The organism is Romboutsia sp. 1001713B170207_170306_H8 (assembly GCF_015550495.1).
In the GTDB taxonomy this organism is placed as follows: Bacteria; Bacillota; Clostridia; order Peptostreptococcales; family Peptostreptococcaceae; genus Romboutsia_E.
The window spans coordinates 1-24367 of record NZ_JADNAX010000008.1 but is presented as its reverse complement, the minus strand read 5'-3'; the positions used below and the strand labels follow the sequence as shown (position 1 = coordinate 24367).

Annotated in this window: 29 protein-coding genes and 1 riboswitch; of the genes, 10 read left to right on the top strand and 19 right to left on the bottom strand. The window is 25.7% G+C overall.

Annotated features, from left to right (window positions below; genetic code table 11):
• Positions 1-349 precede the first annotated feature (349 nt).
• Both I2A66_RS13050 and I2A66_RS13045 read left to right on the top strand, forming a co-directional pair.
• Complete coding sequence (locus I2A66_RS13050; protein ID WP_122640385.1) at positions 350-1285, top strand: magnesium transporter CorA family protein; 936 nt, start codon at positions 350-352, stop codon at positions 1283-1285.
• Between the two features lie 239 nt (positions 1286-1524).
• Positions 1525-2529: a calcium/sodium antiporter gene (locus I2A66_RS13045; RefSeq protein ID WP_122640386.1), complete on the top strand. Its 1005-nt coding sequence runs from the start codon at positions 1525-1527 to the stop codon at positions 2527-2529.
• Between the two features lie 48 nt (positions 2530-2577).
• Here the strand turns inward: I2A66_RS13045 and I2A66_RS13040 are convergent, their stop codons facing one another.
• The 4 genes from I2A66_RS13040 to I2A66_RS13025 form a co-directional block, all read right to left on the bottom strand.
• On the bottom strand, positions 2578-4440 hold the full coding sequence (locus I2A66_RS13040) for a tetratricopeptide repeat protein (protein WP_195251800.1): 1863 nt from the start codon (positions 4438-4440) through the stop codon (positions 2578-2580).
• A gap of 339 nt (positions 4441-4779) precedes the next feature.
• Positions 4780-5517, bottom strand: a complete 738-nt coding sequence (locus I2A66_RS13035) for a hypothetical protein (RefSeq protein ID WP_122640388.1) — start codon at positions 5515-5517, stop codon at positions 4780-4782.
• Between the two features lie 414 nt (positions 5518-5931).
• Entirely contained in the window at positions 5932-7476 is a 1545-nt protein-coding gene (gene murJ, locus I2A66_RS13030) for a murein biosynthesis integral membrane protein MurJ (protein ID WP_147515985.1), read from the bottom strand.
• Between the two features lie 5 nt (positions 7477-7481).
• Positions 7482-7676 (bottom strand): hypothetical protein, encoded by a 195-nt coding sequence (locus tag I2A66_RS13025; RefSeq protein ID WP_122640390.1) that lies wholly within the window; start codon positions 7674-7676, stop codon positions 7482-7484.
• A 225-nt stretch (positions 7677-7901) separates the two neighbouring features.
• On the opposite strand from I2A66_RS13025, the gene I2A66_RS13020 reads away from it, so the two are divergent.
• A complete protein-coding gene (locus I2A66_RS13020) occupies positions 7902-8735 on the top strand; it encodes a DegV family protein (protein ID WP_122640391.1) in 834 nt (277 codons plus the stop codon).
• A 228-nt stretch (positions 8736-8963) separates the two neighbouring features.
• Here the strand turns inward: I2A66_RS13020 and I2A66_RS13015 are convergent, their stop codons facing one another.
• Complete coding sequence (locus tag I2A66_RS13015; RefSeq protein ID WP_147516178.1) at positions 8964-9191, bottom strand: hypothetical protein; 228 nt, start codon at positions 9189-9191, stop codon at positions 8964-8966.
• A gap of 146 nt (positions 9192-9337) precedes the next feature.
• Between I2A66_RS13015 and I2A66_RS13010 the strand changes: the two genes are divergently transcribed.
• A complete protein-coding gene (locus tag I2A66_RS13010; RefSeq protein ID WP_147515984.1) occupies positions 9338-10450 on the top strand; it encodes a DUF3810 domain-containing protein in 1113 nt (370 codons plus the stop codon).
• 45 nt (positions 10451-10495) lie between these two features.
• Here the strand turns inward: I2A66_RS13010 and I2A66_RS13005 are convergent, their stop codons facing one another.
• Positions 10496-11269: a hypothetical protein gene (locus tag I2A66_RS13005; RefSeq protein ID WP_147515983.1), complete on the bottom strand. Its 774-nt coding sequence runs from the start codon at positions 11267-11269 to the stop codon at positions 10496-10498.
• Positions 11270-11462: 193 nt separating this feature from the next.
• Between I2A66_RS13005 and I2A66_RS17675 the strand changes: the two genes are divergently transcribed.
• Positions 11463-12311 (top strand): hypothetical protein, encoded by an 849-nt coding sequence (locus I2A66_RS17675; RefSeq protein WP_330615478.1) that lies wholly within the window; start codon positions 11463-11465, stop codon positions 12309-12311.
• A 60-nt stretch (positions 12312-12371) separates the two neighbouring features.
• On the opposite strand, the gene I2A66_RS12995 is transcribed toward I2A66_RS17675, so the two are convergent.
• The 9 genes from I2A66_RS12995 to I2A66_RS12955 form a co-directional block, all read right to left on the bottom strand.
• Positions 12372-12680: a GIY-YIG nuclease family protein gene (locus I2A66_RS12995; protein ID WP_122640393.1), complete on the bottom strand. Its 309-nt coding sequence runs from the start codon at positions 12678-12680 to the stop codon at positions 12372-12374.
• Positions 12681-12800: 120 nt separating this feature from the next.
• Positions 12801-12989: a ferredoxin gene (locus I2A66_RS12990; RefSeq protein WP_122640394.1), complete on the bottom strand. Its 189-nt coding sequence runs from the start codon at positions 12987-12989 to the stop codon at positions 12801-12803.
• A 92-nt stretch (positions 12990-13081) separates the two neighbouring features.
• A complete protein-coding gene (gene epsC / locus I2A66_RS12985) occupies positions 13082-13630 on the bottom strand; it encodes a serine O-acetyltransferase EpsC (protein WP_122640395.1) in 549 nt (182 codons plus the stop codon).
• 24 nt (positions 13631-13654) lie between these two features.
• Positions 13655-14551, bottom strand: a complete 897-nt coding sequence (cysK, locus tag I2A66_RS12980; protein WP_195251799.1) for a cysteine synthase A — start codon at positions 14549-14551, stop codon at positions 13655-13657.
• Positions 14552-14755: 204 nt separating this feature from the next.
• Positions 14756-15316, bottom strand: coding sequence for a flavodoxin domain-containing protein (locus tag I2A66_RS12975; protein ID WP_122641168.1), 561 nt, complete (start codon positions 15314-15316; stop codon positions 14756-14758).
• A gap of 71 nt (positions 15317-15387) precedes the next feature.
• A complete protein-coding gene (locus tag I2A66_RS12970) occupies positions 15388-15996 on the bottom strand; it encodes an NUDIX hydrolase (protein ID WP_122641169.1) in 609 nt (202 codons plus the stop codon).
• 81 nt (positions 15997-16077) lie between these two features.
• Positions 16078-16719, bottom strand: coding sequence for an HD domain-containing protein (locus I2A66_RS12965; protein ID WP_122641170.1), 642 nt, complete (start codon positions 16717-16719; stop codon positions 16078-16080).
• Positions 16712-17662, bottom strand: a complete 951-nt coding sequence (locus tag I2A66_RS12960) for a GIY-YIG nuclease family protein (RefSeq protein WP_195251798.1) — start codon at positions 17660-17662, stop codon at positions 16712-16714. Before I2A66_RS12960 ends, I2A66_RS12965 begins: the two co-directional genes overlap by 8 nt.
• Before the next feature lie 81 nt (positions 17663-17743).
• Positions 17744-17956, bottom strand: a complete 213-nt coding sequence (locus tag I2A66_RS12955) for a hypothetical protein (RefSeq protein WP_122641173.1) — start codon at positions 17954-17956, stop codon at positions 17744-17746.
• Positions 17957-18090: 134 nt separating this feature from the next.
• On the opposite strand from I2A66_RS12955, the gene I2A66_RS12950 reads away from it, so the two are divergent.
• Complete coding sequence (locus tag I2A66_RS12950) at positions 18091-18594, top strand: thioredoxin family protein (RefSeq protein ID WP_147515980.1); 504 nt, start codon at positions 18091-18093, stop codon at positions 18592-18594.
• Positions 18595-18638: 44 nt separating this feature from the next.
• On the opposite strand, the gene add is transcribed toward I2A66_RS12950, so the two are convergent.
• Entirely contained in the window at positions 18639-19625 is a 987-nt protein-coding gene (gene add, locus I2A66_RS12945) for an adenosine deaminase (RefSeq protein ID WP_147515979.1), read from the bottom strand.
• A 132-nt stretch (positions 19626-19757) separates the two neighbouring features.
• Positions 19758-19857: riboswitch (purine riboswitch) on the bottom strand.
• 100 nt (positions 19858-19957) lie between these two features.
• On the opposite strand from add, the gene I2A66_RS12940 reads away from it, so the two are divergent.
• Together I2A66_RS12940 and I2A66_RS12935 are read left to right on the top strand one after the other, a co-directional pair.
• Positions 19958-21166 carry a sodium/glutamate symporter gene (locus tag I2A66_RS12940; protein ID WP_195251796.1) on the top strand — a complete coding sequence of 403 codons (1209 nt, stop codon included), beginning with the start codon at positions 19958-19960 and terminating at the stop codon, positions 21164-21166.
• 91 nt (positions 21167-21257) lie between these two features.
• Positions 21258-21569: a DUF1540 domain-containing protein gene (locus I2A66_RS12935; RefSeq protein ID WP_147515978.1), complete on the top strand. Its 312-nt coding sequence runs from the start codon at positions 21258-21260 to the stop codon at positions 21567-21569.
• Between the two features lie 54 nt (positions 21570-21623).
• Here the strand turns inward: I2A66_RS12935 and I2A66_RS12930 are convergent, their stop codons facing one another.
• Positions 21624-22055, bottom strand: coding sequence for a MarR family winged helix-turn-helix transcriptional regulator (locus tag I2A66_RS12930; RefSeq protein ID WP_122641178.1), 432 nt, complete (start codon positions 22053-22055; stop codon positions 21624-21626).
• 218 nt (positions 22056-22273) lie between these two features.
• On the opposite strand from I2A66_RS12930, the gene I2A66_RS12925 reads away from it, so the two are divergent.
• Positions 22274-22459, top strand: a complete 186-nt coding sequence (locus tag I2A66_RS12925) for a small, acid-soluble spore protein, alpha/beta type (protein WP_122641179.1) — start codon at positions 22274-22276, stop codon at positions 22457-22459.
• Positions 22460-22613: 154 nt separating this feature from the next.
• Positions 22614-23426 carry an Mrp/NBP35 family ATP-binding protein gene (locus I2A66_RS12920; RefSeq protein ID WP_195251795.1) on the top strand — a complete coding sequence of 271 codons (813 nt, stop codon included), beginning with the start codon at positions 22614-22616 and terminating at the stop codon, positions 23424-23426.
• A 58-nt stretch (positions 23427-23484) separates the two neighbouring features.
• Here I2A66_RS12920 and I2A66_RS12915 read toward each other — a convergent pair whose 3' ends face one another.
• Positions 23485-24159, bottom strand: coding sequence for a GntR family transcriptional regulator (locus I2A66_RS12915; protein WP_243238728.1), 675 nt, complete (start codon positions 24157-24159; stop codon positions 23485-23487).
• 88 nt (positions 24160-24247) lie between these two features.
• Positions 24248-24367: sodium ion-translocating decarboxylase subunit beta (locus I2A66_RS17790; protein WP_195251511.1), on the bottom strand; the 120-nt coding region annotated here is incomplete at its 5' end.

Sequence of the window (24367 nt, the reverse complement as noted above, 5' to 3'; positions counted from 1 at the left end):
TAGGTGTAATATATAAATAACCCGTACTTATATATTACACCTAATCTTTTTTATTTGTTTTTAACTTTAAAATATTATTTCTAAGCTTGGAATATGCTTTTATAAAAAATATATTGAAACTATTCTCTAAAAATGCTAAATTAGATTAAGGAATATTTATTATTTCAAATTAAATATTAAACGGAGAGTGATGAAAAATGGACCATAGTCCCTGGCGGGCTGTATTAATTCATCATTCAATATTATGTAGATAAATACTAATTCATCCTTTATTTTATATTAATTAGTCATTTAATACATAATATTAAATGACGAGATTTATGTAAAACTGAATAAAGGATGTGTTGCCATGATAAGATACTACAAAACTATTAACTCTAAACTAGAAAAATTAACTTCCTTTGAAGATGGATGTTGGATAAATCTTATTGAACCTAATCAAAGTGAAATTCATGAAATTGCTGAACTACTAAATTTAGATGTTGATAGTATAAATGCGGCTCTTGACGAAGAAGAACGTTCAAGAATAGAGGTTGAAGATAATCATACTCTTATTCTTATAGATATACCAATAGATGAGAGTGATGCTTCATCATCTCATTATACAACTATACCATTAGGTATAATAATGTTGGATAATACTATTTTAACAGTTTGTACCGCTCAAACTAGAATTTTAAACGACTTTATAGTTGGGCATATAAAAGATTTTTATACTTATATGAAAACTCGTTTTCTTCTTCAAATACTATATAAAAATGCAACTTACTACTTATTATACTTAAGAAGAATTAATAAAATGACTAGTATAATTGAAAGTGAAATATACAATTCTATGCAAAATAAAGAGCTTTTCCAATTGCTTGAATTAGAAAAGTCATTAGTATACTTTTCTACATCTTTAAAAGCCATAGAACTTGTACTTAATAAATTGGTTAGAACTCCAAGTATTAAGCGTTATGAAGACGATGAGGACCTTTTAGAAGATGTTATTGTTGAAAATAGACAGGCCCTTGAGATGGCAACTATTTACGGTGATATATTAAGTAGAATTATGGATGCATTTAGTGCTATAATAAGTAATAATCAAAATACAGTTATGCAGTTCTTAACTGTTGTTACACTTATAATGGCTATTCCTACTATTGTCTCTGGATTCTTTGGAATGAATGTGCCTGGAATTCCATTTGAAAATGATCCAAATGGTTTTTGGATTACCATGCTTATAACATGTATTATTTGTTTAATAATTACATTCTTCATGTCTAGAAAAAAGCTATTATAAATTTATTTTTAACTTTTATTGCAATAATTAAAATTCTAGCATATAATGTTTATATAATAAAATATTTCCTGAAGGGGAGTAGCTTACACTTTGTGGTAATCAATCGTCATTTCAGTGTTTTACACTCGGTTGATTAACAAGTATATTAAACTTGATAGCAAGACCTTCAAAACAAATGCACTAATTTGTTTTGAAGGTCTTTTTTTATTATTATACTTAAATTTTTAGGAGGTTTATTTATGAATTATGTTTTACTCATAATCGGATTTATATTATTAGTAAAGGGTGCTGATGTTTTTGTTGAAAGCTCATCTAGCATAGCTAAAATACTTAGAATTCCATCATTAATAATTGGTCTTACTATAGTTGCATTTGGAACCAGTGCTCCTGAAGCTGCAGTAAGTATTACAGCTGCTTTAAATAATCAAAATGGTATGGCTATTGGTAATATAGTCGGTTCTAATATTTTTAATCTTTTAATGGTTGTAGGTATTTCTGGATTTATAAAGACTTTATATGTAGATAAAGCTATTATATCTAAAGAATTTCCATTTTTAATATTAGCATCTATACTTTTATTCGTACTTGCGTGTGATATACCTTTACAAGATACTTCTAGTAATATTTTAAGCCGTGGTGATGGAATTGTCTTACTTATGTTCTTTATAATATTTATGTATTCTTTACTTAAGGTAGCTTTACAATCAATGAATCAAGATTCTATGTCTCAACTTTCTATTTCATCAGAACATTGTATAGATTCAAGCGATGGTACTTTAATAAGAACAGAAAATGAATCATTATTAAAAAATATAGTTATTTCAATAATCGGTATCATACTTATTATACTTGGAGGAAAAATGGTTGTATCCTCTGCATCTCAAATTGCATCTAGTTTTGGTGTTAGCGACCAGTTAATAGGCCTTACTATCGTTTCTATTGGTACATCTTTACCTGAATTTGTTACGTCTATTATAGCTGCAATAAAAGGTGAATCTTCTATTGCTTTAGGTAATGTAATAGGATCAAATATGTTTAATATATTATTTGTACTTGGTGCTTCTGCATTTATATCTCCAATGTATATTGATCCTACTCTATTTATAGATACTTTATTTATGATATTTGTAACTATACTTACTTACTTATTTGCAGTTAAAAAAAGAGATATAAACAAAGGAGAAAGTTTTATATTAATTCTTTTATACATTATGTATATGATTTATTTATTATTAAACGCTTAAAATTTAATTTAACAAAAAATGGCGCAAAGTTATTTTCGCGCCATTTTTTTATTTCTCTATTATCATTGTTTTATTTATATCTTCATATTCATTAGATAAGTCTTCTTTAATTTGTAAAATATAATTAGGAACATATTCCTCTTCTACCTTCTCAATTATTAACTTATCTTCATTAAATTGTCCTACTATTAAGTCATCTAAATCTAACTCTATTTTAGGTGTTTTTTTCCATATATCTATGCTATCTAAATAATCTTCACTTGATAAACTTTCATACATATTTAAACTTTTTTTATAATACAACCCTGCTAACATATACTCACACTTTTTATTGCCTAATTTCATACCTTCAATGTAATATTTTTCAGCTTCATTATATGAATTTAGTTTAAAGCTTAATTGACCTAGATTATATAAAGATTCTATACATCCATTATTTCTAGCTTTTTCATACCAAAATTTAGCACTAGTGTAATCATTATAGTATTTGTGATAAATCACACCCACCATATGCTGAGAGTATGAATTATCTTCATTTGCAGTTACTTCAAACATTTTTTTAGCATCTTCATAAGATTCCTCTTCAAAATAAATTTTTCCTAAATGTATTCTTGAATTTAAGTGATTCTTTTCAATAGCTAAATTAAAGTACTTTTTAGCTTTATCTTTGTTTTCTTGACTTTCATATATACACCCTAATTTATAACTTGAAAAAACATCACCATTATCAGATGCCCTTTTATACCAAATTATAGCTTCTTCTACTCTATCTATTTCTTCATAAATTTCACCTAATTTAACTTGACACGAAATTGAATCTGCATTTCTTAAATAATATGAAATTGATCTTTCAATATCATTAATTTTATAATATAAATCTCCAATATTTTCAATAGATACTTTACATCCATCTGCAATAGCTTCTTCATAGTATTTTTTAGCCTTATCATAATTTTCTTCTTCAAAATATAATCCTGCTAAATTATTTTTTGCTTCAACTAAATTATCATTTGAAGCCATTTCATAATATATTTTAGATGTATCTATTTCATTTTCTTTATTATATAAATTTGCTAGCATAAATTTAGCTAAAGTATAATTTCCTTCTATTGATTTTTCGTAATACTCAATAGCATCTTCTCTGTTATTTTCTTTATTATATAAATTTGCTAATCTGTACTGAGATTTAGCATCACCTTTATCTGCAACTTTTTTATAGTATCTCTTAGCTTCATCATATTCTTCTTGTGATTCCATAATTAACCCTAAGTTTATACATCCTTTGGTATAAGAAACCTTATATAGTTGCTTATATAATGTTATTGACTCTTTAATATCATCATTTTGATTTAAAATAGCTAAGTTATACTTACAATTATTATCTTGTAGTACTGATCCTTTTCTATAGTATTCTTTAGCTTCTTTTAATCTATCCATAATTGTATATAGTAATCCTAAATTAAAACAGGCACTTCCTAAATTATTATCTGCTGCTTCTTTTAACCATTTTTCACTACGTTGATAATCATTTAAATAAAAGTGCACTACACCTAAATTATTTTGTGCTAATAAGTTACCTAAAAGAGCCACTTTCTCATACCAATATAGTGCATATTCGTAACCATCTATATTATAATACATATTTCCTAAATCAAAAGCAGCATACTCATATCCATTTTTATAGGACATTTTCAACCATTTTTCAGCTTCATGATATTGTTTCCTATTTTTATAAATACATCCTAAAGTATATTGAGACTTTACATGACCGTATTCAGCTGTATCTTTGTATATTTCTATTGCTTTATCTATTTTTCCTAACTTCTCATAAAAAGCTCCCTTAGTGTAACCTAATTTTGGATCATTAGGTATGTCTTTTATTTTTCCTATGGAAAACTTAGTATTTTTCATAATTAACTCCCTATTTATATATCATTTAATATTTTCATTATATAATATATATACCATTATTTATGGCATATTTGCAAATTTGTAAGAATTTTGTAATATTATATACATAAAATCATACTAGATATTTTTAGATACATAATTATTTTATGTAATAAAAAAGAAATATATTATTCTTAATAAAATAAAGGATATTTTAAAATATTAATTTTAAAATATCCCTTTTATAAGAAAATTAAATATAATAAATAAAGTGCTATCACTTTATTTATTATATACTTTTTAAAGATTTATATTAAAGCTTTTAAACCTTTACACTAAATTATTACCTTTTGTTATATGTTATTCAGAAAATAAAAATTCAGCTTGTTCTTTTATATTTTTGACATTAGAAACACTACCATCATATATTATATATTGAATTTCATTATTTAAACTATTATTTACTTCTATATATTTATTATCTTTATTATACCTAATTGATTTTAATACTAGTGCCTCATTATCTGTACTCTTATCAAATGTTAATATAACATTATCGTCTTCATATTCATTTTTTAGTGTAATTTGCTTTGAACTATTTTCTTCAACTATATCATATGAGTATCCAAAAGAATCTATTACTACATTAAAATCATCAATATTTAAATATCCTAAACTATATGCATACTCTTTATAAATTTTATTATATAAATCTGTTGTAGTAATAGTTTTATCTGAGCTTATTTCTTCATTATTTAAGGCATTTATGTAATTAATAACTTGCTGCTTTTGTTCTTTTTCTAAACTAATAAACACCTTACCTTCTTCTAATTGTTGTTCTAATAAATCTAAATCTTTATTAGCTTTATCTAAACTAACTTTTAGTTGATTATTACGATTTTCTAATTGTTTATACTCCGTTTTTTTTATCCCTCCAATTGGAATTAATATACCGATTACAATACCTACTATTAGCCCTATAAAACCTACAGATAATAACATTTCTATTCTCTTTTTTATTATTTCTTCTCTATTTATAGCTCTTTTTTTAGTTATATGATTATTAACTTTTTTAACAGGTCTTTTAGCCCTCTCCACTTAGACGTCCTCCTAAATCTTAAATACTATTATTGTTTAATTATACTAAATAATAGTATTTTTTGTAACATTTTTCAAAATAATTCTTACATATTAACCATACATAATCTTACTTTTATAAAAGTTACAATTATATATATGTATTGAATTTTAATCACTAACTAATATATAATATTTATAAAGATTAGTAACTTCATTTTCTAATCTCTTAATTGGAGGACACTTTATGGATATAAACCTTATAGACATTAACTTGTTATTTAGATTATGCATTTTCATAGTTATTTTTGGAATCGCATTTAAAGTTATAAAGCTTATCTCTGGAGTAATATTTAAAGTTGCTTCAGTAATTTTAATTTTGTTACTTATATATAAACTATTTATATAAAATAAAAAAATAGGAGATTTAATCTCCTATTTTTTTATTTTATTTTTTAAACTATTTACTATCAAATTAATCTCATCTACTTTAAAAACAATTATACATGTTCCGTATACAATAGCTCCACATAATACTGACACACCTAAAGTTATTATATCTTGTATAGTACCTGTTCCTATCATATTATTTATACTTCTATATGTAAATAATGTAATTATAGCCATTAGTAATGCTGATACTATTGATTTTATAAATACATTTAATATAGATTTTCCTCCAAAAGAACCTATTTTTATTCTTAAATTTATAAATAGTAATACTATAGTAAATAAAGCAGCTGTACTTGTAGCTAAGGCTAAACCTGCAAGTTGCATATTTGTAAATTTAACAAATAAAATATTTAAAGTTATGTTTAGTCCCATAGCAATAGCTCCATTTATCATAGGTGTTCTAGTATCTTGCAATGAATAGAATACTTTCCCTAAAATATCCCTAAGTCCGAAACCTATCATTCCTATTGAGTAAAATACAAGTGCTACAGAAGTCATATATGTTGCTCTTGCATCAAATTCTCCTCTTTGAAATAGTAACTTAACTATAGGTGTTGCAAGTATAATCGCGCCTACAGATATTGGAATTACTAATAATATTACTGTATTGACTGAAGTTACTATAGATTTATTAAACTGAGATTTGTTATTTTCAGTAGATAACTTTGATAGCATAGGATACACAACAGAAGAAATAGATACTATAAACATTCCCATAACAAATTGATTAAGTTTATTTGCATAATTTAGAGCAGATATACTACCTTCAACTAATGTAGAGGCTATTGTTCTATCGACTATTGTGTTTATTTGATTCACAGCTACACCAATAAGTACAGGACCTACTAGCCATAGCATCTTTTTTAAATATTCATCTTTAAAATTTAAATATGCTTCATATCTATATCCTTTTTTTATTGCAAATGGAAACTGAAATAGAAACTGACCTAATAGCCCAATTAGAGCTCCCCATGGTAAAATATATGGTGTTGTTCTTACACTTATAAGTATTGATAATATTATACATGCGTTATATGGTACAGGCATAAGACCCGGTATTATAAAATTTTCTTTTACTTGTAAGTAAGCCATCATTATATAGCTAATACCTAAGAAAGGAATACCTAATATCATAGATCTAGTAAAATATACAGCCTGTCTCATTGTTTCTCCTTTAAAACCTAATGCAAATAGCCTTACTATTTGAGGTGTAAATATAACTCCTATAGTTGTAAGCACTATACAAATTATTATTACTACATTAAATATATTATTTGTATATTTAATAGATTCCCGATCTCCTTTACTTGAATTAACTTCACAAAACAAAGGTATGAATGCAGTACCTAAAGAAGTTCCTATTGCTGTAAATATTACTGCTGGTATATTCATAGCAACTAAAAAAGCATCACTTGTTGATGATGCCCCATAAGCTGAAGCTAGTGTTAGCTCTCTTCCAAATCCCAATATTTTTGCTACTAATGTTGCTGCCATAAGTCCTATAGCCGCTTTTGCTACTTTTGACATATTTCTTATCTCCTATACTTAATATCTTTTATTATTTTTTTTATTTCATCAGATTCTGAATGCATAATAAGATTTTGATAAGTATTATCTAGCTCTTCTGACATATTAAATAAATCTCCTAAAAATGCATCACCAAGGATACCATATTCTAACCTTTTTTCTTCTTCTATTTGTCTTTTACTTTTATGATTATTTTTCATTTTTTATATCTCCTTATTATCTTTTAGTATTTACTTTTAGATAAAATTATAATCAAATATATTATTCTTCATCTTATATATTGTTATTCGTATAAAAACACACTTAAAAAACACACTATTTTAATCCTAAGTGTATTTTTATTTTGAATGTCAAAACTTTTTATTTACTTAATAGTTTTGTCATGATAATATATTATTAAAGCTTTTACTTACGGAGGTAATATTATGATAAAAATAATTTGTGATAGTATATCGGATTTACCAATAAATATACTAAATAAATATGATATTGATATAGTTCCTTTAACGGTATTATTTAATGGTACGGAATATTTAGACGGTGAAAATTTAACTAATGATAGTTTTTATAAAATGCTTAGAGAAACAAATTCTATGCCTAAAACATCTCAAGCAACATATGCTCAGTTTAAATCAGTTTTTGAGAAATATTCCAATGAAGATACTGAAGTTTTATATATAGCAGGTTCATCTTCAGCTTCAGGAACTTATCAAAGTGCAGTCCTTGCCAAAAATGATGGTCATGATAATGTAACTATATTCGACACACAAAATGTTTCAATCGGAAGTGCACTTTTCGTTATTAAGGCATGTGAGATGGTTGCAAATGGAAAATCTTTAAAAGAAATTTTAAATTATTTAGAAGATATAAAAGGAACTGAAGAAGTTGTATTTTCAGTTGATAATTTAGAATATTTAAAAATGGGTGGAAGAATTTCATCGACTAAAGCTACACTAGGAAATTTATTATCTATAAAACCTATACTAGAAGTTAAAAATGGTCTAGTATCTCAAAAATCTCAAGTAAGAGGTAAAAAGCAAATATATTCTACTTTAGTAAATTTAATATTCAGTAAGTATGGAAAAGATTTAAAAGATAAAACTATTATAATAGGTTGCGGTGATAATAAAATTGATTTAGATATAATGAAGGATCTTTTACTAAAAGAAACTTCAGTAAATAACTTATACTTTGTTAATATAGGATGTGTAGTTTGTTCTCACTCAGGCCCAGGTATAGTTGGAATATCATGTCTTTAAATAAATTAAAGCTGGGTTATATATCCCAGCTTTATCCATATAATATACATTTAAATTCAAAAGCTAAATCAATGTCATCCATATTCCAATTTCTGTCTTTAATATGTATAAAATTATATTTTAAGTTTTATATTATAAAACAATTTGCCAAATACATATATTTATAATTCAACTTATATAAAAGTAATAAAAATAGATGTCTAAATTTAATTAGAACATCTATTTTTATTACTTTATACTTTTCAAATCTATATATGCTTCTATTTGAGGTATATATAGCATATTATTTTCTTTTATATGTGTATTTCCAAATTCTTTAAGCTCTACTCCACCTTTATCTTTAGTTATTTTATATCGTATAACTTCATTGCCTTCATTTATAGTACAATGAAAGTACATTCCTTCATATTGTTTAAATCTAAAATTAAAATTATCCCTACTTAACTTTATACTAATTTCTTTCATAAATTACCTTCCTTAAATATCCTTTTATTTATTATAACCTATTATTAACTTATTATAAAGTTTAACATATAAAATTCTATTCCTTTTTTTGTATTTCAATTATAATGTATTATATAATAAATTTAGGAGATAGATATATGAAAAAAAGAAATAAAGTCTTTATTTTTTTACTTTTTCCAATTTCTATTTTACTTAACTATGTAGCTTCAAAAAATCCATTATTCATAGAAAAATACTATACACAATGTTTCAATAAAATTATAGTTCAAGTTTTAAGCAATTTAAGTGGTATTTTCCCATTTTCCATTTATGAAGTTATAGTGTATGTAATTATTATGTCTATAATAATATTCTTTATTTATACATTACATCTTATTATAAATCATAGATCTAAGCTTATAAGATTTATTAAATCATCTATATTTAATATACTATCACTAATCTCCATTACATATTTTTTATTTATAATTTTATGGGGATTAAATTATAATAAATTACCTTTAGAATCTATTTTAATAAGACAATATAATATCAATAATAATACCTCCTTAACAAGGATAAATCATGATATATCAGATTTAAAGAAACTATATGAATTTTTAATAGAAAAAACTAATGAAAGCAAAAACTTAGCTGTAAATGATAAAAATAATATAGTAAACTATAAAAATACTATTAACAGAGCTCATTTAGGTTTTGATGCCATATCTCATATAATTCCTAATTTAGATGGAAAGTACAGTAATCCTAAATATATTTTATCTTCAAAACTTATGTGCTATACAGGTATTACAGGTATATACTTTCCATTTACAGGAGAATCAAATGTTAATATAGCTATACCTCATACTTCTCTTTCATCTACAATACTACATGAAATGGCTCATCAAAGAGGATATGCAAGTGAAGATGAAGCTAATTTTATAGCTTATTTAAGTGCCATAAACCATCCTGATAAAGATTTTGTATACTCAGGCTATAGGCTAGCTCTATCATATACTGCTTTAACCCTAAAAAATATCGACTTTAATGCTTATACAAAACTAAATCAGAATCTATCAAATGAAGTTATTAATGATATTAAATATAATAGTAAGTTTTGGTCCAAATATAGTGGTAAAATAAATGAAATATCTGATAATATTAATAATTCTTATTTAAAGTCTAATGGTATAAAAGAAGGTACAGAAAATTATAGTAAAATGGTAAACTTACTTTTAACATATTATAGTTTATATGGTTTTAACTAAAAATAACCTATTATTAATTTTTTCATTAATAATAGGTTATTCTATTCAAACCTTACTCTTTAATATATTTAATTCTATTTTTAACATTCTTTCATCCTCTTTCAATTCTATAATTCTATTTATTATTTCATTTCTATATTTATTCATATAAGACTTATCATTTATATATTCTTCTACATTAAAAGGATAAATTTCTTTCATTGAATTTATCTCATTATTTAAATCTTTTATATTTTCATATAGTTCTTCTTTAGTATAATTTTTACTTATCTTATGATTATCTTCAATAATATTAGATATAATTTTTAATTTATTTAAATCGTTATATATATAAGATAATTCTATTTTCCTCCATAGCTTTTCTTTATTAGAATTCATGTAATTAAATACTGGACTTATCCTTATGATTAATTTTTTATATAAGTCTGAAACTTCATGATTATAATTATTATATTCTTCATATCTATATATACAGTATTTAGCATCATCAGCTAAGTTATCTATACCTTCAAGATATTCTTCTAAAGGCGCTATTTCTTTGTTTATTAAGTAATCAATTTTCTCTTTATCTAAAGGTTTTTGTAACTTAATACTAGATTTAATCATATTTCTTTCTATATTTAATTTTTTTATTCTCATTTTTATAGATAACTCTTCTTTCATTAAATCATAAGATGCTATTATATGTTTAGCATCTAAATACATTTGCTTTTTTAACATTAAATTATCTCTTCGTTCTATAATATCAACATATTCTTTAATTAATTCTTTATACTCTTTATTATTTATCCCTTCAATATTTTTTATAGATTCATTCATAAAAATGACCTCCAAAATTCTTTTATTATAAATACTACATTATTTTATCTTTTCCTCCTTTTTTATATCCCTTATTTGTATAGAGTGTAAAAAACCAATATACATATTGTCCCATTTTACATTTTTTATCATATAAATATAGTACGTAGGTATTAAAAAATACTACTAAAAAATTAACATGGAGTGTTATATTATGAATAGAAATTGTATAAATAAAAATAATTCATGCGAATGCAAATGTTCTAACATATCTTCATGTAAGGAATTAAAGGGAGAGAAGAGTTATAAAAATAAAAAAGTTTATTGCTCTGGTAAGACAAAATCTTCATTTTGCCCAATGTTTGTAATTCCTGCTAACTGTGAAGATTTTCAAGTATTTAATATTTTGCGTTGCTCTATTGGTAAAGTTGTTGGTTTAAAACTAGAAAATAGTGATTGTATTCTTAGATTAAGAATTTGCCAAGTTAATCAATGTGTTGTTATGGGAAAAACATCTTCTGGTAAGGGACCTATCTATATAAAACTAAGTACAATACAATATGTAGATTTAGGAAAAGAAATTTATATAAATCCATTATGCAATACCGGTAGTGTAGGTATTCAAGGTCCTATGGGGCCTCAAGGTCCTGCTGGTCCTAAAGGTTCTACTGGTCCTATGGGGCCTCAAGGTCCTGCTGGTCCTATGGGGCCTCAAGGTCCTGCTGGTTCTCAAGGCGCTACTGGTCCTATGGGTCTTCAAGGTCCTGCTGGTCCTAAAGGTTCTACTGGTCCTATGGGTCTTCAAGGTCCTGCTGGTTCTCAAGGTGCTACCGGCCCTATGGGTCCTCAAGGTCCTGCTGGTTCTCAAGGCGCTACCGGTCCTATAGGTCCTCAAGGTCCTGCTGGCTCTCAAGGTATAGGTTCTCAAGGTGCTACTGGTCCTATGGGGCCTCAAGGTCCGACTGGACCAATGGGGCCAACTGGTCCGACTGGACCAACTGGTGTAGTTTTGACACCTCAAAATAAAACTGTAAAACCTAAAAAAGTTCCTTATAAGAAATAAATAAGATTTAAAATTAAAAATAGGTAAATATTTAAAATGTTTACCTATTTTTTTATATTCTCATTTAATATTATACATTTTCCCTAGCCGATATTCTTTATGATTTTCTAATTCTTGGAATAATGATATAGGATTTTCTATGATTAGTAGTTTTTTCTTTCTTGTTAATTTTTTTATATAATTTTCTAATTTCATTGCCTTACTTTTTGTATCACTTTCAAAATAAACCTCTAACTTTTCAAAACCTTTTGATCTCGTATACTTTGAATTTATACCTTTTTCATGCTCTTTCATTCTTCTTTTTATATCACTAGTATATCCTGTATATAAAGAATTATCTTTACACCTAATTATATAAGTAAAATACATATTCTTTCTCCTAATTTAATAATTTTCTAATGATAATATACTCTAATACTTTTTATAATACAAGAAATAGATAAAAAAAGACATAACAACTTGCTATGTCTTTTTTTATCTATTTCTAAATTAATCAACTGTTATTGCATCCACTGGACAACTTTCAGCTGCTTCTTTAGCAGAATCTTCACAATCTCCAGGAACTGGATCTGCTATAACATGAGATTTTCCATCATCTTTCATTTCAAAAACTTCTGGGCAAACTGATGGGCAAACTCCACACCCTATACAAGTATCTTGATCTACTTTTGCTTTCATATACAATTCCTCCTATTTATATTTTACAAAATTTATTATTTCCATAAGCAAAAAAAAAATACCTAAATAAAAACTTTAGGTATTTTTTATTACTAACAATCAATTGCTATTAAATGCTCTAACTCTTTAGATTGTATTATCTTAGCTGGTATTCCTACTACAGTACAATTATTAGGCACATCCTTTAATACTACTGAGTTAGCCCCAACTTTAACATTATTACCTATATTTATAGGTCCTAGTACTTTTGCTCCAGACCCAATAATAACATCATTCCCTATATTTGGATGTCTCTTCCATTCTTTTTCATTTCCAGTTGCACCTAAGGTTACACCTTGATATATAGTAACTCTATCTCCAATTACCGTTGCTTCTCCTATAACAACTCCCATACCATGATCTATTAGAATTCCATCACCTATAGTTGCTCCTGGATGTATCTCTATTCCAGTCATATGTCTGGATAATTGAGATATGAACCTTGAAATGAAAAATCTTTTTTTCTTATATAAATAGTTTGAAATTCTATACATTATCATTGCATGAACTGAAGGATATAGCAAAAATATTTCTAATTTACTTTTAGCAGCTGGATCATGAAGTATTATATACTCTAGATCTTTTTTTATATGATAAAACACTTTTTATCAACCTCTCTTTTAGAATTAAAATATTCCCATAGACATATATTTATCTATTCCATCTGGTGCTACTGTAACTATTTTTTTATCTTTAAATTTTTTTGATAACTCAATTGCAGCAAATATATTTGCTCCTGAGGATATTCCCACTAGTATACCTTCTTTTTCTCCTAAAACTCTAATCATTTCAAATGCATCTTCATCTTTTACAGTTAAAATTTCATCACATATGTTTCTATCAAAATTTTTAGGAATGAAGTTTGCTCCTATACCTTGTATTTTATGTGCGCCAGATTTACCTTCGCTTATAAGAGGAGAACTTTTTGGCTCTACCCCAATTACCTTTATATTTGAGTCTTTTTCTTTTAGGTATTTACCTACACCTGTAAGAGTTCCCCCAGTTCCTATTCCACAAGTAAATATGTCTATATCTGGAATATCTTCATATATTTCTACAGCTGTAGTTTGATAATGACTTTTTGGATTATCACAATTATCAAACTGCTCTAAACTCTTGTAGTTTTGATTTGAATTTAAAAGTTCATTGGCCTTCTCCACCGCTCCATTCATTCCTTTTGAGCCTTCTGTTAATATTAGTTGCGCACCATAGGCCTTAACTAATTGTCTTCGTTCTATACTCATTGTTTCTGGCATTACTATTATTACATTATATCCTTTTAATTTACCTATCATTGCAAGAGCTATGCCCGTATTTCCACTAGTAGCTTCTACTAATACATCACCTTTATTTAATGCTTTTCTTTCCTCTGCTCCTTTTATCATTCCATATACGGCTCTATCTTTTATACTCCCTCCTAAGTTATATTTTTCTAATTTTACATAAACATTAGGAAAGCCTAATTTATTTAATCTAATTATAGGTGTATTACCTATTAAATTTAGAACATATTCATATACCATAATTATATCCCCCTTATTTATTATCAAAATGATAATTACACTTTCATTATATTATTATCATTTTGATAATGCAACATGTTTTATAATATTATTTTTGAATTTAAGTAAATAAATTTCAATTAATACTAAATCATCTATATATAATTATATTAATAAAATAAGAGTGGATGATTCAATTTTTAATATTGAAACATCCACTCTTATTTATTCATTATTTTTGGTATATTTTCCATTAACATACTCAATAATTGGATAAACTGAATTTTTATCAGTATAATCAATCTTATCAAAAAAAGATTCTAATAATAACTTATCATCATTATCTAATTCATTAGGACTTTTCTTTTCTAATGATTTCTTTAATCCTCTCATTAGCAATTTATCTACTAAAGTCATATCTTTATAATCAAGTTGACCTCTTAAATAAAATAAGTTTGCAGTCTTAGAAAACTCTTCACTAAAGTTAATCTCTTTTATATTTTTTATTGTGCCTTCACTGTCTTTAGCTAAACCTACTGCAAATATTATTATATTTTTATTTTTTATTTTCTCATAGTTTTTAGTTATAAAGTTTAATCCTTTTATTTTTCCAATATGTAATGATGAACCATATATTATAGTCTCATAATCCGGTAAATCCCCACTTGTTATATCTGAAAGTTCATATAAGTCTGCATCTAATTTTATAGCTATCCAACCGGCATATTTTTTTGTACTGCCGTATTTAGATTTATAAATTACAGCTATTTTGCTCTTACCCTCCAATGCATACCCCTCCTAATTATTTTTATACATACAATAATAATTAGGACAAACTTTTATTATATCCTTTTATATTAAAGGAATAAATTTTCTCCAATTTCTGCAAACATTTGTAATATTAAAAACGCTTTTATATCTATTTCTTCATTTCCTTGCAATATACTTTTTGCTTCTTCTTGTGAAACCAAAATAGCTTCTATTTCTTCATCTTCCTCTAAAAATTCATCACTTATCTCACCTTTACATGTGCAATTTACAAATGCTACAGATTCATCTGTCATACCAGGTGATAAGTATATCTTACTTTTACTTCTTATACTATTAATTTTCACCAATTCTAGTCCTGTTTCTTCTTTTAACTCTCTTTTTACTGCTTCCTCCATTTTTTCATCATTGTCAACTAACCCTGCTGGTAATTCATATATATAGTCGTTTATTGGCACTCGAAATTGTTTTATTAAAACTAATTTATTTGTATCTTTATGATATGCTGCTATTACTACTGCATCAATTTTATCTTCTTTATTATTTAAATAAATTTCTTTTAATTCTTTTCTATTTTTTCTTGAAGCGACTGTCCAAGTTCTATCATCACCTAGTTTATTCTTATAATTTACTTCATATAATCCCACAAATGGTGTCTCTACAAGTGTTTTAATATCTTGAATTTTAGTGTTTTTCATACTCTTTTTCCATCCCTTTTCTATATCAAATTCTATATTAATCTTTGTATAAATATTATAGTCAATTATTAATTAAAAATTTTATTTAAAGTTCCATTCATTATAAAATTTATGTAAGAATTGCTCCATAAATTCATGCCTTTCATTAGCTATATCCTTTGCAATTTCTGTGTTCATCAAATCTTTTAACTTAAGAAGTTTTTCATAAAAATGATTAATAGTATGATTTTCTTTATATTTAACTTCATCTAGTGATTTAAATTCTATAGGATCTATATTTGGATCATATATTAATCTATTTTTACTACCACCATATGCAAATGTTCTAGCTATTCCAATTGCACCTAATGCATCTAACCTATCAGCATCTTGAACTATTTTACCTTCTATAGTATTTTGTTTAGAACTAACTACTCCACCTTTAAATGACATAGTATTTATTATATTCATAATATCATCAAAATCTTCTTTATCTACACTTACTGATTTTAAAAAGCTTTCTGTAAGGCTTGTACTATAACTATCTGAAAGCTTCCAATCATCTATATCATGTAAAAGCGCTGCCATTTCAACAATGAACATATTTGCATTTTCTCTTTCTCCTATGTACTTTGCCATATTATACACTCTTTCAATATGATACCAATCATGTCCAGTTCCATCTTTTTTAAGCTTATCTTTTACAAATAATTTAGTTTCTTCAATTATTAATGGTTTATTCATAATGTCTCCTATTTATATAGATATAATTAATGTCTTCATTTTTATTTATATAATTATAGACTATATTTATATAGTCTATTTTACTTTTATCTATTACTTCTTTATTTTTTACTTTTAAAACTATTTTACTTATACTTAAATTAATCTCTTCTTTGATTTTATCATTTATTTTAGAAATATCTACTACTTTAGAAAATAAAACTTTTCCATAGTTAATCAAGTATATTTTATAATTATATTCGTTTATTTTTATCCAACATATTAGTAAATTCTTTTGATGTATTTGATTTATAATTTGTTGCTTTTTTATAATACTATCAAGTAGATCTAACTTTACTTTTATCTCATTAGCTTTTTCAAAGTTTAATTCCTTAGATTCTTCAAACATTTTAACCTTAAGTAAATCTATATATTTTCTATTTTTTCCATTTATGAAATCTTCTACTTCATTTAATAAACTTTTATACTCTTTTATATTTTCTTTATTTCTACACGTAGCTATACACTGCTTTAAATCATATCTTATACATTTATTATATTTTTTACAATTTGGCAGATTAAATAAATCTATAATAATCATTTTTATTTCTTCTAATTTTTTATCCATACTATAAGGTCCAAAATATATGCTTCTATCGTCTTTTATATAGCTTACGACATCTATTATCAATTTTTCTTTATCTATTTTAATATATCTATAATTTTCATATTTTTTCATTAGTGTATTGTACATTGGCCTTATTTCATGTATTTTTTCACACTCTAAAATTAAAGCATCTAATTCTGTATCAGTAGTTATTATAGAAATATCATCTATATTCTTTATCATTCTTTTAATTTTTCTAGAATGATTATTTGAATTTATAAAATAACTTTTAACTCTATCTTTCAGACTCTTTGACTTACCAACATAAATTATATTACCTTGATAATCTTTCATCATATATATGCCGGGGCTTTTAGGAATAGTATTTATGTCCAATTTATCACTCCATTCTTAATATTAATATACTAAATATTGTACTTACTTGACAACCTGTACAAAGCTAGTATAATAATTTTCACTTTCAGATTTACTTAACTCATAAAGTGGAGATAAAACTTTTAATATATAATAGCTGTCTTCTAACTCTTCAAAATCACATATATAATAACTTCCTATAAGTTCATTAAACTCTTTATAGTTAATTACTTTCTTTTTTAATAAGTTATTTACTTTATCTAATTCATAATTCATATATACACGACCTTACTTTTTATTATAGTTTATATAAAAGTAATAAATTTTATTAATATTAATAATTTTTTGTAGATAAAGAATTTTATAAATGATACTATATTATATAAAGGTTACATATTTGGAGGTATACTATGAGAACTATGACAATTAAGGAGTTATTTGATGTTGGTGTTAGCTTCGAATCATCTGTTGGAGAAGGTACTAGAAGTGAAAGAGATAGAATCCCTAAAAATTACTCAAGAATAAATTTACCAGATGAAATGATTTTAAATATAAGCGAAATTAATAAAGAAATTAACTTTTTGATTTCTGGAGAGATTTGGTGTCCTGATTATCAATTAAATGCTACTGTATTGAAAAAGTTTACTGAACTTAATTCTAACTTTAATATATCAGTAATTTCTATGGCTAGAGGAAAAAAATTCTTAGCTCCTCTTTTAGGATTAGAAGATCCTAAATGGCCAATAATTACTGTTTTAGATAAAGATTTTAATATATTAGGTATATTTAACGAAAGACCAAAACCAGTTCGTGCATTTAGTAATTTTGACGATATAAAATTAGACTATTATAAAGGAAAGTATCTTTTAGATGCCGCTTATGAGTTTTTAGAAATGATTAATAAAGCTAAATAATATTAAGTGGCATACTGTAAGTATTACATTATGCCACTTTTTAATTAAATCAAAGTTCTTAGCCATTCTTTAGTATTGTCATCTGCAAATGTAGACTCTACTGCATTTAAATATATATCTTTATATTCATTCATAGTAAGGTTAAATTCATTTTTAATTAAGTTTAGTTCATTCGTAAGATCTATATTAGATACGGTTCTATTATCTGTACTTATAGATACTTTTATATTATTCTTATAAAAATCATATAATGGGTATGATTCTATTGATTCAACAGTTTTAGTTTGTATATTACTTGTTGGACACATTTCAAGTGTGACATTACTTTCTCTAACTAAATCACAAGCTTCTTTAGTATCTTTTATCCTTACACCATGGCCTATTCTTTCAGCCCCTAATAACTTAATTGCATCAACTACATTACTTCCACTGGCACCTTCTCCTGCATGTATTGTAACTCTATATCCATAACTTCTAGCTAAATCTATCGCATTTTTATATTTTAAAGCAAAACCTTCTTCTTCTGGACCACATAGATCTACTGCTACAACCCCCTTACCTAGAAATACCTTCCCTTCATTTATAACCCTTATTGCATCTTCTTCACCCATATTCCTCATACACCCTAATATTAAATTAGATTTTATATCAAATTCTTCGCAGGCTTTATTCATACCATCTAAAATGCTTTTTATTACTTCTTTTATGCTTAATCCTTTTTTAGTATGAAGCATAGGTGCAAATCTAATTTCCATATATTTCACATTTTCTTTAGAAGCGTCTTCTAATAGTTCAAAAGTTATTCTACTCAAGCTTTCTTTGCTTTGCATAATCTTATTCGGTAAGTCAAATCTTTTTAAATATTCTATTAATGATGTACACCCTTTTGGTACATGTAAAGCTTTAATTACATCCTCTATTTTATATGATGATAATGATATATTTTCTTTTTTAGCTATATCTATTACTGTATCAGGCCTTACACTTCCATCTAAGTGACAATGTAGTTCTACTTTTGGTAAATTTCTCATATTTATATCCTCCTCATTTATTCTTATGATTATGTATTTATTTTTATTGTTATGTATTTATTTATTTTTATATATTTATGTATAAAAAAATTCCGGACTACAAAGAAAGCATGTCAATAAAATGTATAAATACAAACACATAACTTTCTTCGTAATCAGGAATTTACGGCTCCTGGTAGAGACCCCTAAGCCTTATTATTAGGGTTATACGACCAAATATATTAGTATAGATTTTATATTTTTTTTATATCTTTGTCAACATAAATTTTTAATATTTATTGTACAACTTTAATATATATTTAGTACAAATCTAATTAAAGGAGGAAACTTATTTGTTTGATATAAACCTTAATTCAACCTATACTTTTCTATTAGCAGTAATACTATTTTTATTTGGGAGTATGTTAAAAAATAAAATTAAAATATTTAATAGCCTTTGTATTCCTTCACCTGTTATAGGGGGGGTATTTTTCTGTCTCTTATATTTATTTTTAAATTACTTTAACATATTTAATGTAACAATGGACACAAGAATTATGCCTAAATTTATGTCATTCTTTTTTACTGCTATAGGACTTAGCGTTAGCCTTTCTTTAATAAAAAAGGGAGGTAAACTATTACTCAAATATTGGCTGTTATGTGGTATACTTGCATTTTGTCAAAATACTTTAACTGTTGTATTATCTAAAGTTTGTAATATACATCCACTATTAGGGTTAATGTGTGGAACAATATCTATGGAGGGTGGACATGGGTATGCTGCTGCGTTTGGTGCTACTATTGAAAGCTTAGGTATAAAGTCTGCTTCTAGTGTGGGAATCGCTTCAGCCACTATTGGACTTATTTTAGGTGGAATATTAGGGGGACCTACTGCTAAATTTTTAATAGAAAAATATAAGTTAAAGCCTACATCTAATAAAACATTTAATATCTCAAATAATTCTATCTTAGGTATTTCTAAATCTTATTTCGGTCTAACGCCTTATTTATTTTTTGAACAGGTATTAATAGTATTATTATGTATGGTATTAGGAGAATTTATCACGAATTTAATTTATAATACATTTCATGTTGTAGTACCGACTATTGTCTGTTCTATGTTTATAGCTGTTATTTTTAGAAATATAAATGATAGATTTAATATTATAAAAATTGATTTTCAATTATTAGATTTTTTAAGTGAACTATGTTTAGGAATGTTTTTGACTATGGCCCTTATGAGTGTTGATTTATTAAAGCTATCAAACTTATTTGCTCCAATTATATTTATAATTTCTTGTCAAGTTATATTTATAATTCTATACGCTATATTAATTTGTTTTAGATTTCTAGGTAAAAATTTTGATGCAGCAATTATAATAAGTGGATTGATTGGACATGGACTTGGTGCTACACCTAATGCACTTGCTAATATGACATCTGTAAGTCAGAAGTATGGTTACTCAGAAAAAGCTTTTTTAGTTGTTCCTTTAGTCGGAGCATTTTTATTAGATTTATTTACAATGCCTTGCATAATTTTATTTATAAATCTTCTCAGCTAAAATTTCAACTAATTTCATATTTAAGATTAAAATTATTTATTTCTCACATAATATAATTGTAAGATTCAATATACAGTCTTAGGAGGTTATTATGGATAGTAATTTAAATTGTCAAGCTTATAATTGTACTTTCAATAAAAATAATAATTGTCATGCTTCACATATAAAAGTTGAAGGTTTTGATGCTACTATTACCCCAGAAACTTATTGTAATAGTTTTAAAGATAAAAATACTTATAACTTTTCTAACTATTCTACAGATACTACTAATTTAACTAATACTCAAAATATATCTTGTAGTGCATCAAATTGTACATATAATGTAAGTGGTTCATGCAATGCTAGCCACGTGGATATAAGTTTTGAAAATGCAAGTTGCGAAACATTTAAAATGTCTCACTAAATAAAATAAGCATATCTAAAAATAGATATGCTTACTTTATTTATATTTAATGATTTATATATTATCTTTATGAATTCTATTAGCATAAATACGCTCTACAAAATTTTCATATAAACGTCTTTCTTTTTCTGTAAAATCACTTGTTACATGATAATACCAATCTTTAAATATAGATTTGATATCATCAACCGTTTCATCACCCTTTTTCGTTAAATGTAAACTATAGGATCTACTATTTGAACTATCTTGAACTTTATCAACTAATCCTAGATCAACTAATTTTTTTATAGTTCTTGTAACAATCGCTTTATCTACATTTAATAAAGATGCTATATCTTGTAAATTTAAACCATCCATCCTTTTTATAATAATCAAATATCTTAAACTAACTAAAGTTATGTTATGTTCTTTTAATATATCTTCTGCATATCTACGGAAATCTTTATTTATCGCCCATATTTGCCTACTTAAAATATTTAATTCCAAATGTGCTCACCTCTAATTTTTTATTTAACATCTTATTATATATTATTTTATAAAGTAAATCCAAGTAAAACATGAATATTCTTTCGAATTTTGTTATTTTTTTATTCTTTTTGTCGTTTTTATTTATTATTATTTCTCTATTTAATATTTTTAATATACTCTTGTATAAATATTTATGATTTGTCAAAAATAAATAATATATACAAGGAGGATATATTATGAATAATAAATTAATAGATAATAATGCAAAAAAAGCGTTACAACAATATAAGTTAGAAATATCTAGTGAATTAAATAATTTTTCTAGTGATGCATTTCCATATGTAGGTGGAATTGCAACCAGAAAATTAGTTGAAATCGGTGAAAAAGAACTTATTAATGAATATAATAATCAAACTAAATAAATTAATAAAGCTATCTATAATATAAGATAGCTTTATTAATTTATTTTTATAATCTTTTTAAATTAAAATTTTTAATTATAAAAATATATGATTTTATTTGTAATCATAGGGTATAAGTATATTATAAATTACATAATCATCGGAGGTATTTAAAATGTCAAAATGTAATTCATGTCCTTCAAAAGGAAGTTGTAATACAAAATCTAGCAATTGTACTGTAGTTAACCATTCTTATAACAATATAAAAAAAGTTATCGCTATAATGAGTGGAAAAGGGGGAGTTGGTAAGTCAACAGTTACTACTCTTTTAGCTAAACAGCTAACAAATATGGGATTTAAAGTAGGTATATTAGACTCTGATATTACAGGACCTAGTATTCCTAGATTAATGGGTTTAAAGGATGAAAGAGCTATGTCTAACGGTAATGATATATATCCTGTAGCTAATAAAGATAATATAAAAACTATGTCTATAAACTATATGGTAGATATAGAAGAGCAACCTGTAGTTTGGAAAGGACCTATGATTACTAATGCTGTAAAGCAATTTTATAGCAATGTATTATGGGGAGAACTTGATTATTTATTAATAGATATGCCTCCAGGTACTGGAGATGTGGCTATGACTGTAATGCAATCACTTCCTATAAATGGTATTGTTATGGTATCTGTTCCTCAAGATATGATATCTATGATAGTTGCTAAAGCTATCAATATGGCAAAGATGCTAAATGTAAATGTTTTAGGTGTAGTTGAAAATATGAGCTATATTCAATGCCCTGATTGCGATAAAAAAATAAAATTATTTGCTGGTGAAGAAAACGATAAATTCTTTAAAAAGAATAATATAAGTCTTCTTGGTGAGCTTCCAATGACTAAGGAAATTATAAATATAACTCATAATGGAGTCGATGAGATTAGTTCCGATCTAGAAGGCACACTAAAAAACATTGTAAGTAAATTATAAATACATATATAAAGTAAATAGGCTTTAGAATTATTCTAAAGCCTATTTACTTTATATATTAAAATACCTCACTTAACTGATTTTTATACCTAGCCATAAACCTTTCTTTTGCTTTTAATATATGATTCCTAGCTTCTTCTTCAGCTAATGATTCATTTCCATTTTCTATAGCACTCATTATTTTTTTATGTTCTTCGAAGGCTATTCTTCTAGTCTCAACCGTACTTAAACTTATCTTTCTTAGACTTTTTAAATATTCAAACATATGTTCTATTTGATTAATTAGACGCTTATTCTTACTTGAATGAAGTAATATAGTATTAAATTTAACATGAAGATCCTCAACTCTTTGAGCATCTTCAATACTTTCTTCCATCTCTTCAATTATATCTCTTAATCTTCTTATATCAAGCCTAGAGATATTTAGACATGCAAGTCTTGCAGCTAAGCCTTCTAATACTTCTCTGAGATCATAAATCTCTAAAGCATCCTCTATAGATATTCCAATCACAATCGTTCCTTTTCTTGGTATACTTGTTGCTAGGCCCTCAATTTCTAACTGTCTTAATGCCTCTCTAACAGGTGTTCTACTAACACCCATACTAGATGCTATTATATTCTCTACTAACCTATCCCCTTCTTTTAACCTATTTTCAAAAATAGCATTTCTAAGTTCATCTAAAACTACTTCTCTTATTGATCTTGGATCTTCGTTATCTATTTTTGTAAACATATCCATCTCCTCTTTCCTCTTAAAATAAAAATACACTTAGATAATATCGATTATCTAAGTGTATTTTGCTTTATAATCAATATATTAATTAAGCAAAGAACTTAAGTAATATACCAGCTGCTACCGCAGAACCTATAACACCTGCTACATTTGGACTCATAGCATGCATTAATAAGAAGTTTGAAGGATTTTCTTCTTGCCCAACCTT

Bases quoted from the DNA above. Each gene is read 5' to 3' on its own strand.
- I2A66_RS13050 (WP_122640385.1), top strand. From the start codon at position 350: ATGATAAGATACTACAAAACTATTAACTCTAAACTAGAAAAATTAACT.
- I2A66_RS13045 (WP_122640386.1), top strand. From the start codon at position 1,525: ATGAATTATGTTTTACTCATAATCGGATTTATATTATTAGTAAAGGGT.
- I2A66_RS13040 (WP_195251800.1), bottom strand. From the start codon at position 4,440: ATGAAAAATACTAAGTTTTCCATAGGAAAAATAAAAGACATACCTAAT.
- murJ (WP_147515985.1), bottom strand. From the start codon at position 7,476: ATGTCAAAAGTAGCAAAAGCGGCTATAGGACTTATGGCAGCAACATTA.
- I2A66_RS13025 (WP_122640390.1), bottom strand. From the start codon at position 7,676: ATGAAAAATAATCATAAAAGTAAAAGACAAATAGAAGAAGAAAAAAGG.
- I2A66_RS13020 (WP_122640391.1), top strand. From the start codon at position 7,902: ATGATAAAAATAATTTGTGATAGTATATCGGATTTACCAATAAATATA.
- I2A66_RS13010 (WP_147515984.1), top strand. From the start codon at position 9,338: ATGAAAAAAAGAAATAAAGTCTTTATTTTTTTACTTTTTCCAATTTCT.
- I2A66_RS13005 (WP_147515983.1), bottom strand. From the start codon at position 11,269: ATGAATGAATCTATAAAAAATATTGAAGGGATAAATAATAAAGAGTAT.
- I2A66_RS17675 (WP_330615478.1), top strand. From the start codon at position 11,463: ATGAATAGAAATTGTATAAATAAAAATAATTCATGCGAATGCAAATGT.
- I2A66_RS12995 (WP_122640393.1), bottom strand. From the start codon at position 12,680: ATGTATTTTACTTATATAATTAGGTGTAAAGATAATTCTTTATATACA.
- I2A66_RS12990 (WP_122640394.1), bottom strand. From the start codon at position 12,989: ATGAAAGCAAAAGTAGATCAAGATACTTGTATAGGGTGTGGAGTTTGC.
- cysK (WP_195251799.1), bottom strand. From the start codon at position 14,551: ATGGTATATGAATATGTTCTAAATTTAATAGGTAATACACCTATAATT.
- I2A66_RS12970 (WP_122641169.1), bottom strand. From the start codon at position 15,996: ATGAAAAACACTAAAATTCAAGATATTAAAACACTTGTAGAGACACCA.
- I2A66_RS12965 (WP_122641170.1), bottom strand. From the start codon at position 16,719: ATGAATAAACCATTAATAATTGAAGAAACTAAATTATTTGTAAAAGAT.
- I2A66_RS12960 (WP_195251798.1), bottom strand. From the start codon at position 17,662: ATGATGAAAGATTATCAAGGTAATATAATTTATGTTGGTAAGTCAAAG.
- I2A66_RS12955 (WP_122641173.1), bottom strand. From the start codon at position 17,956: ATGAATTATGAATTAGATAAAGTAAATAACTTATTAAAAAAGAAAGTA.
- I2A66_RS12950 (WP_147515980.1), top strand. From the start codon at position 18,091: ATGAGAACTATGACAATTAAGGAGTTATTTGATGTTGGTGTTAGCTTC.
- add (WP_147515979.1), bottom strand. From the start codon at position 19,625: ATGAGAAATTTACCAAAAGTAGAACTACATTGTCACTTAGATGGAAGT.
- I2A66_RS12935 (WP_147515978.1), top strand. From the start codon at position 21,258: ATGGATAGTAATTTAAATTGTCAAGCTTATAATTGTACTTTCAATAAA.
- I2A66_RS12925 (WP_122641179.1), top strand. From the start codon at position 22,274: ATGAATAATAAATTAATAGATAATAATGCAAAAAAAGCGTTACAACAA.
- I2A66_RS12920 (WP_195251795.1), top strand. From the start codon at position 22,614: ATGTCAAAATGTAATTCATGTCCTTCAAAAGGAAGTTGTAATACAAAA.
- I2A66_RS12915 (WP_243238728.1), bottom strand. From the start codon at position 24,159: ATGTTTACAAAAATAGATAACGAAGATCCAAGATCAATAAGAGAAGTA.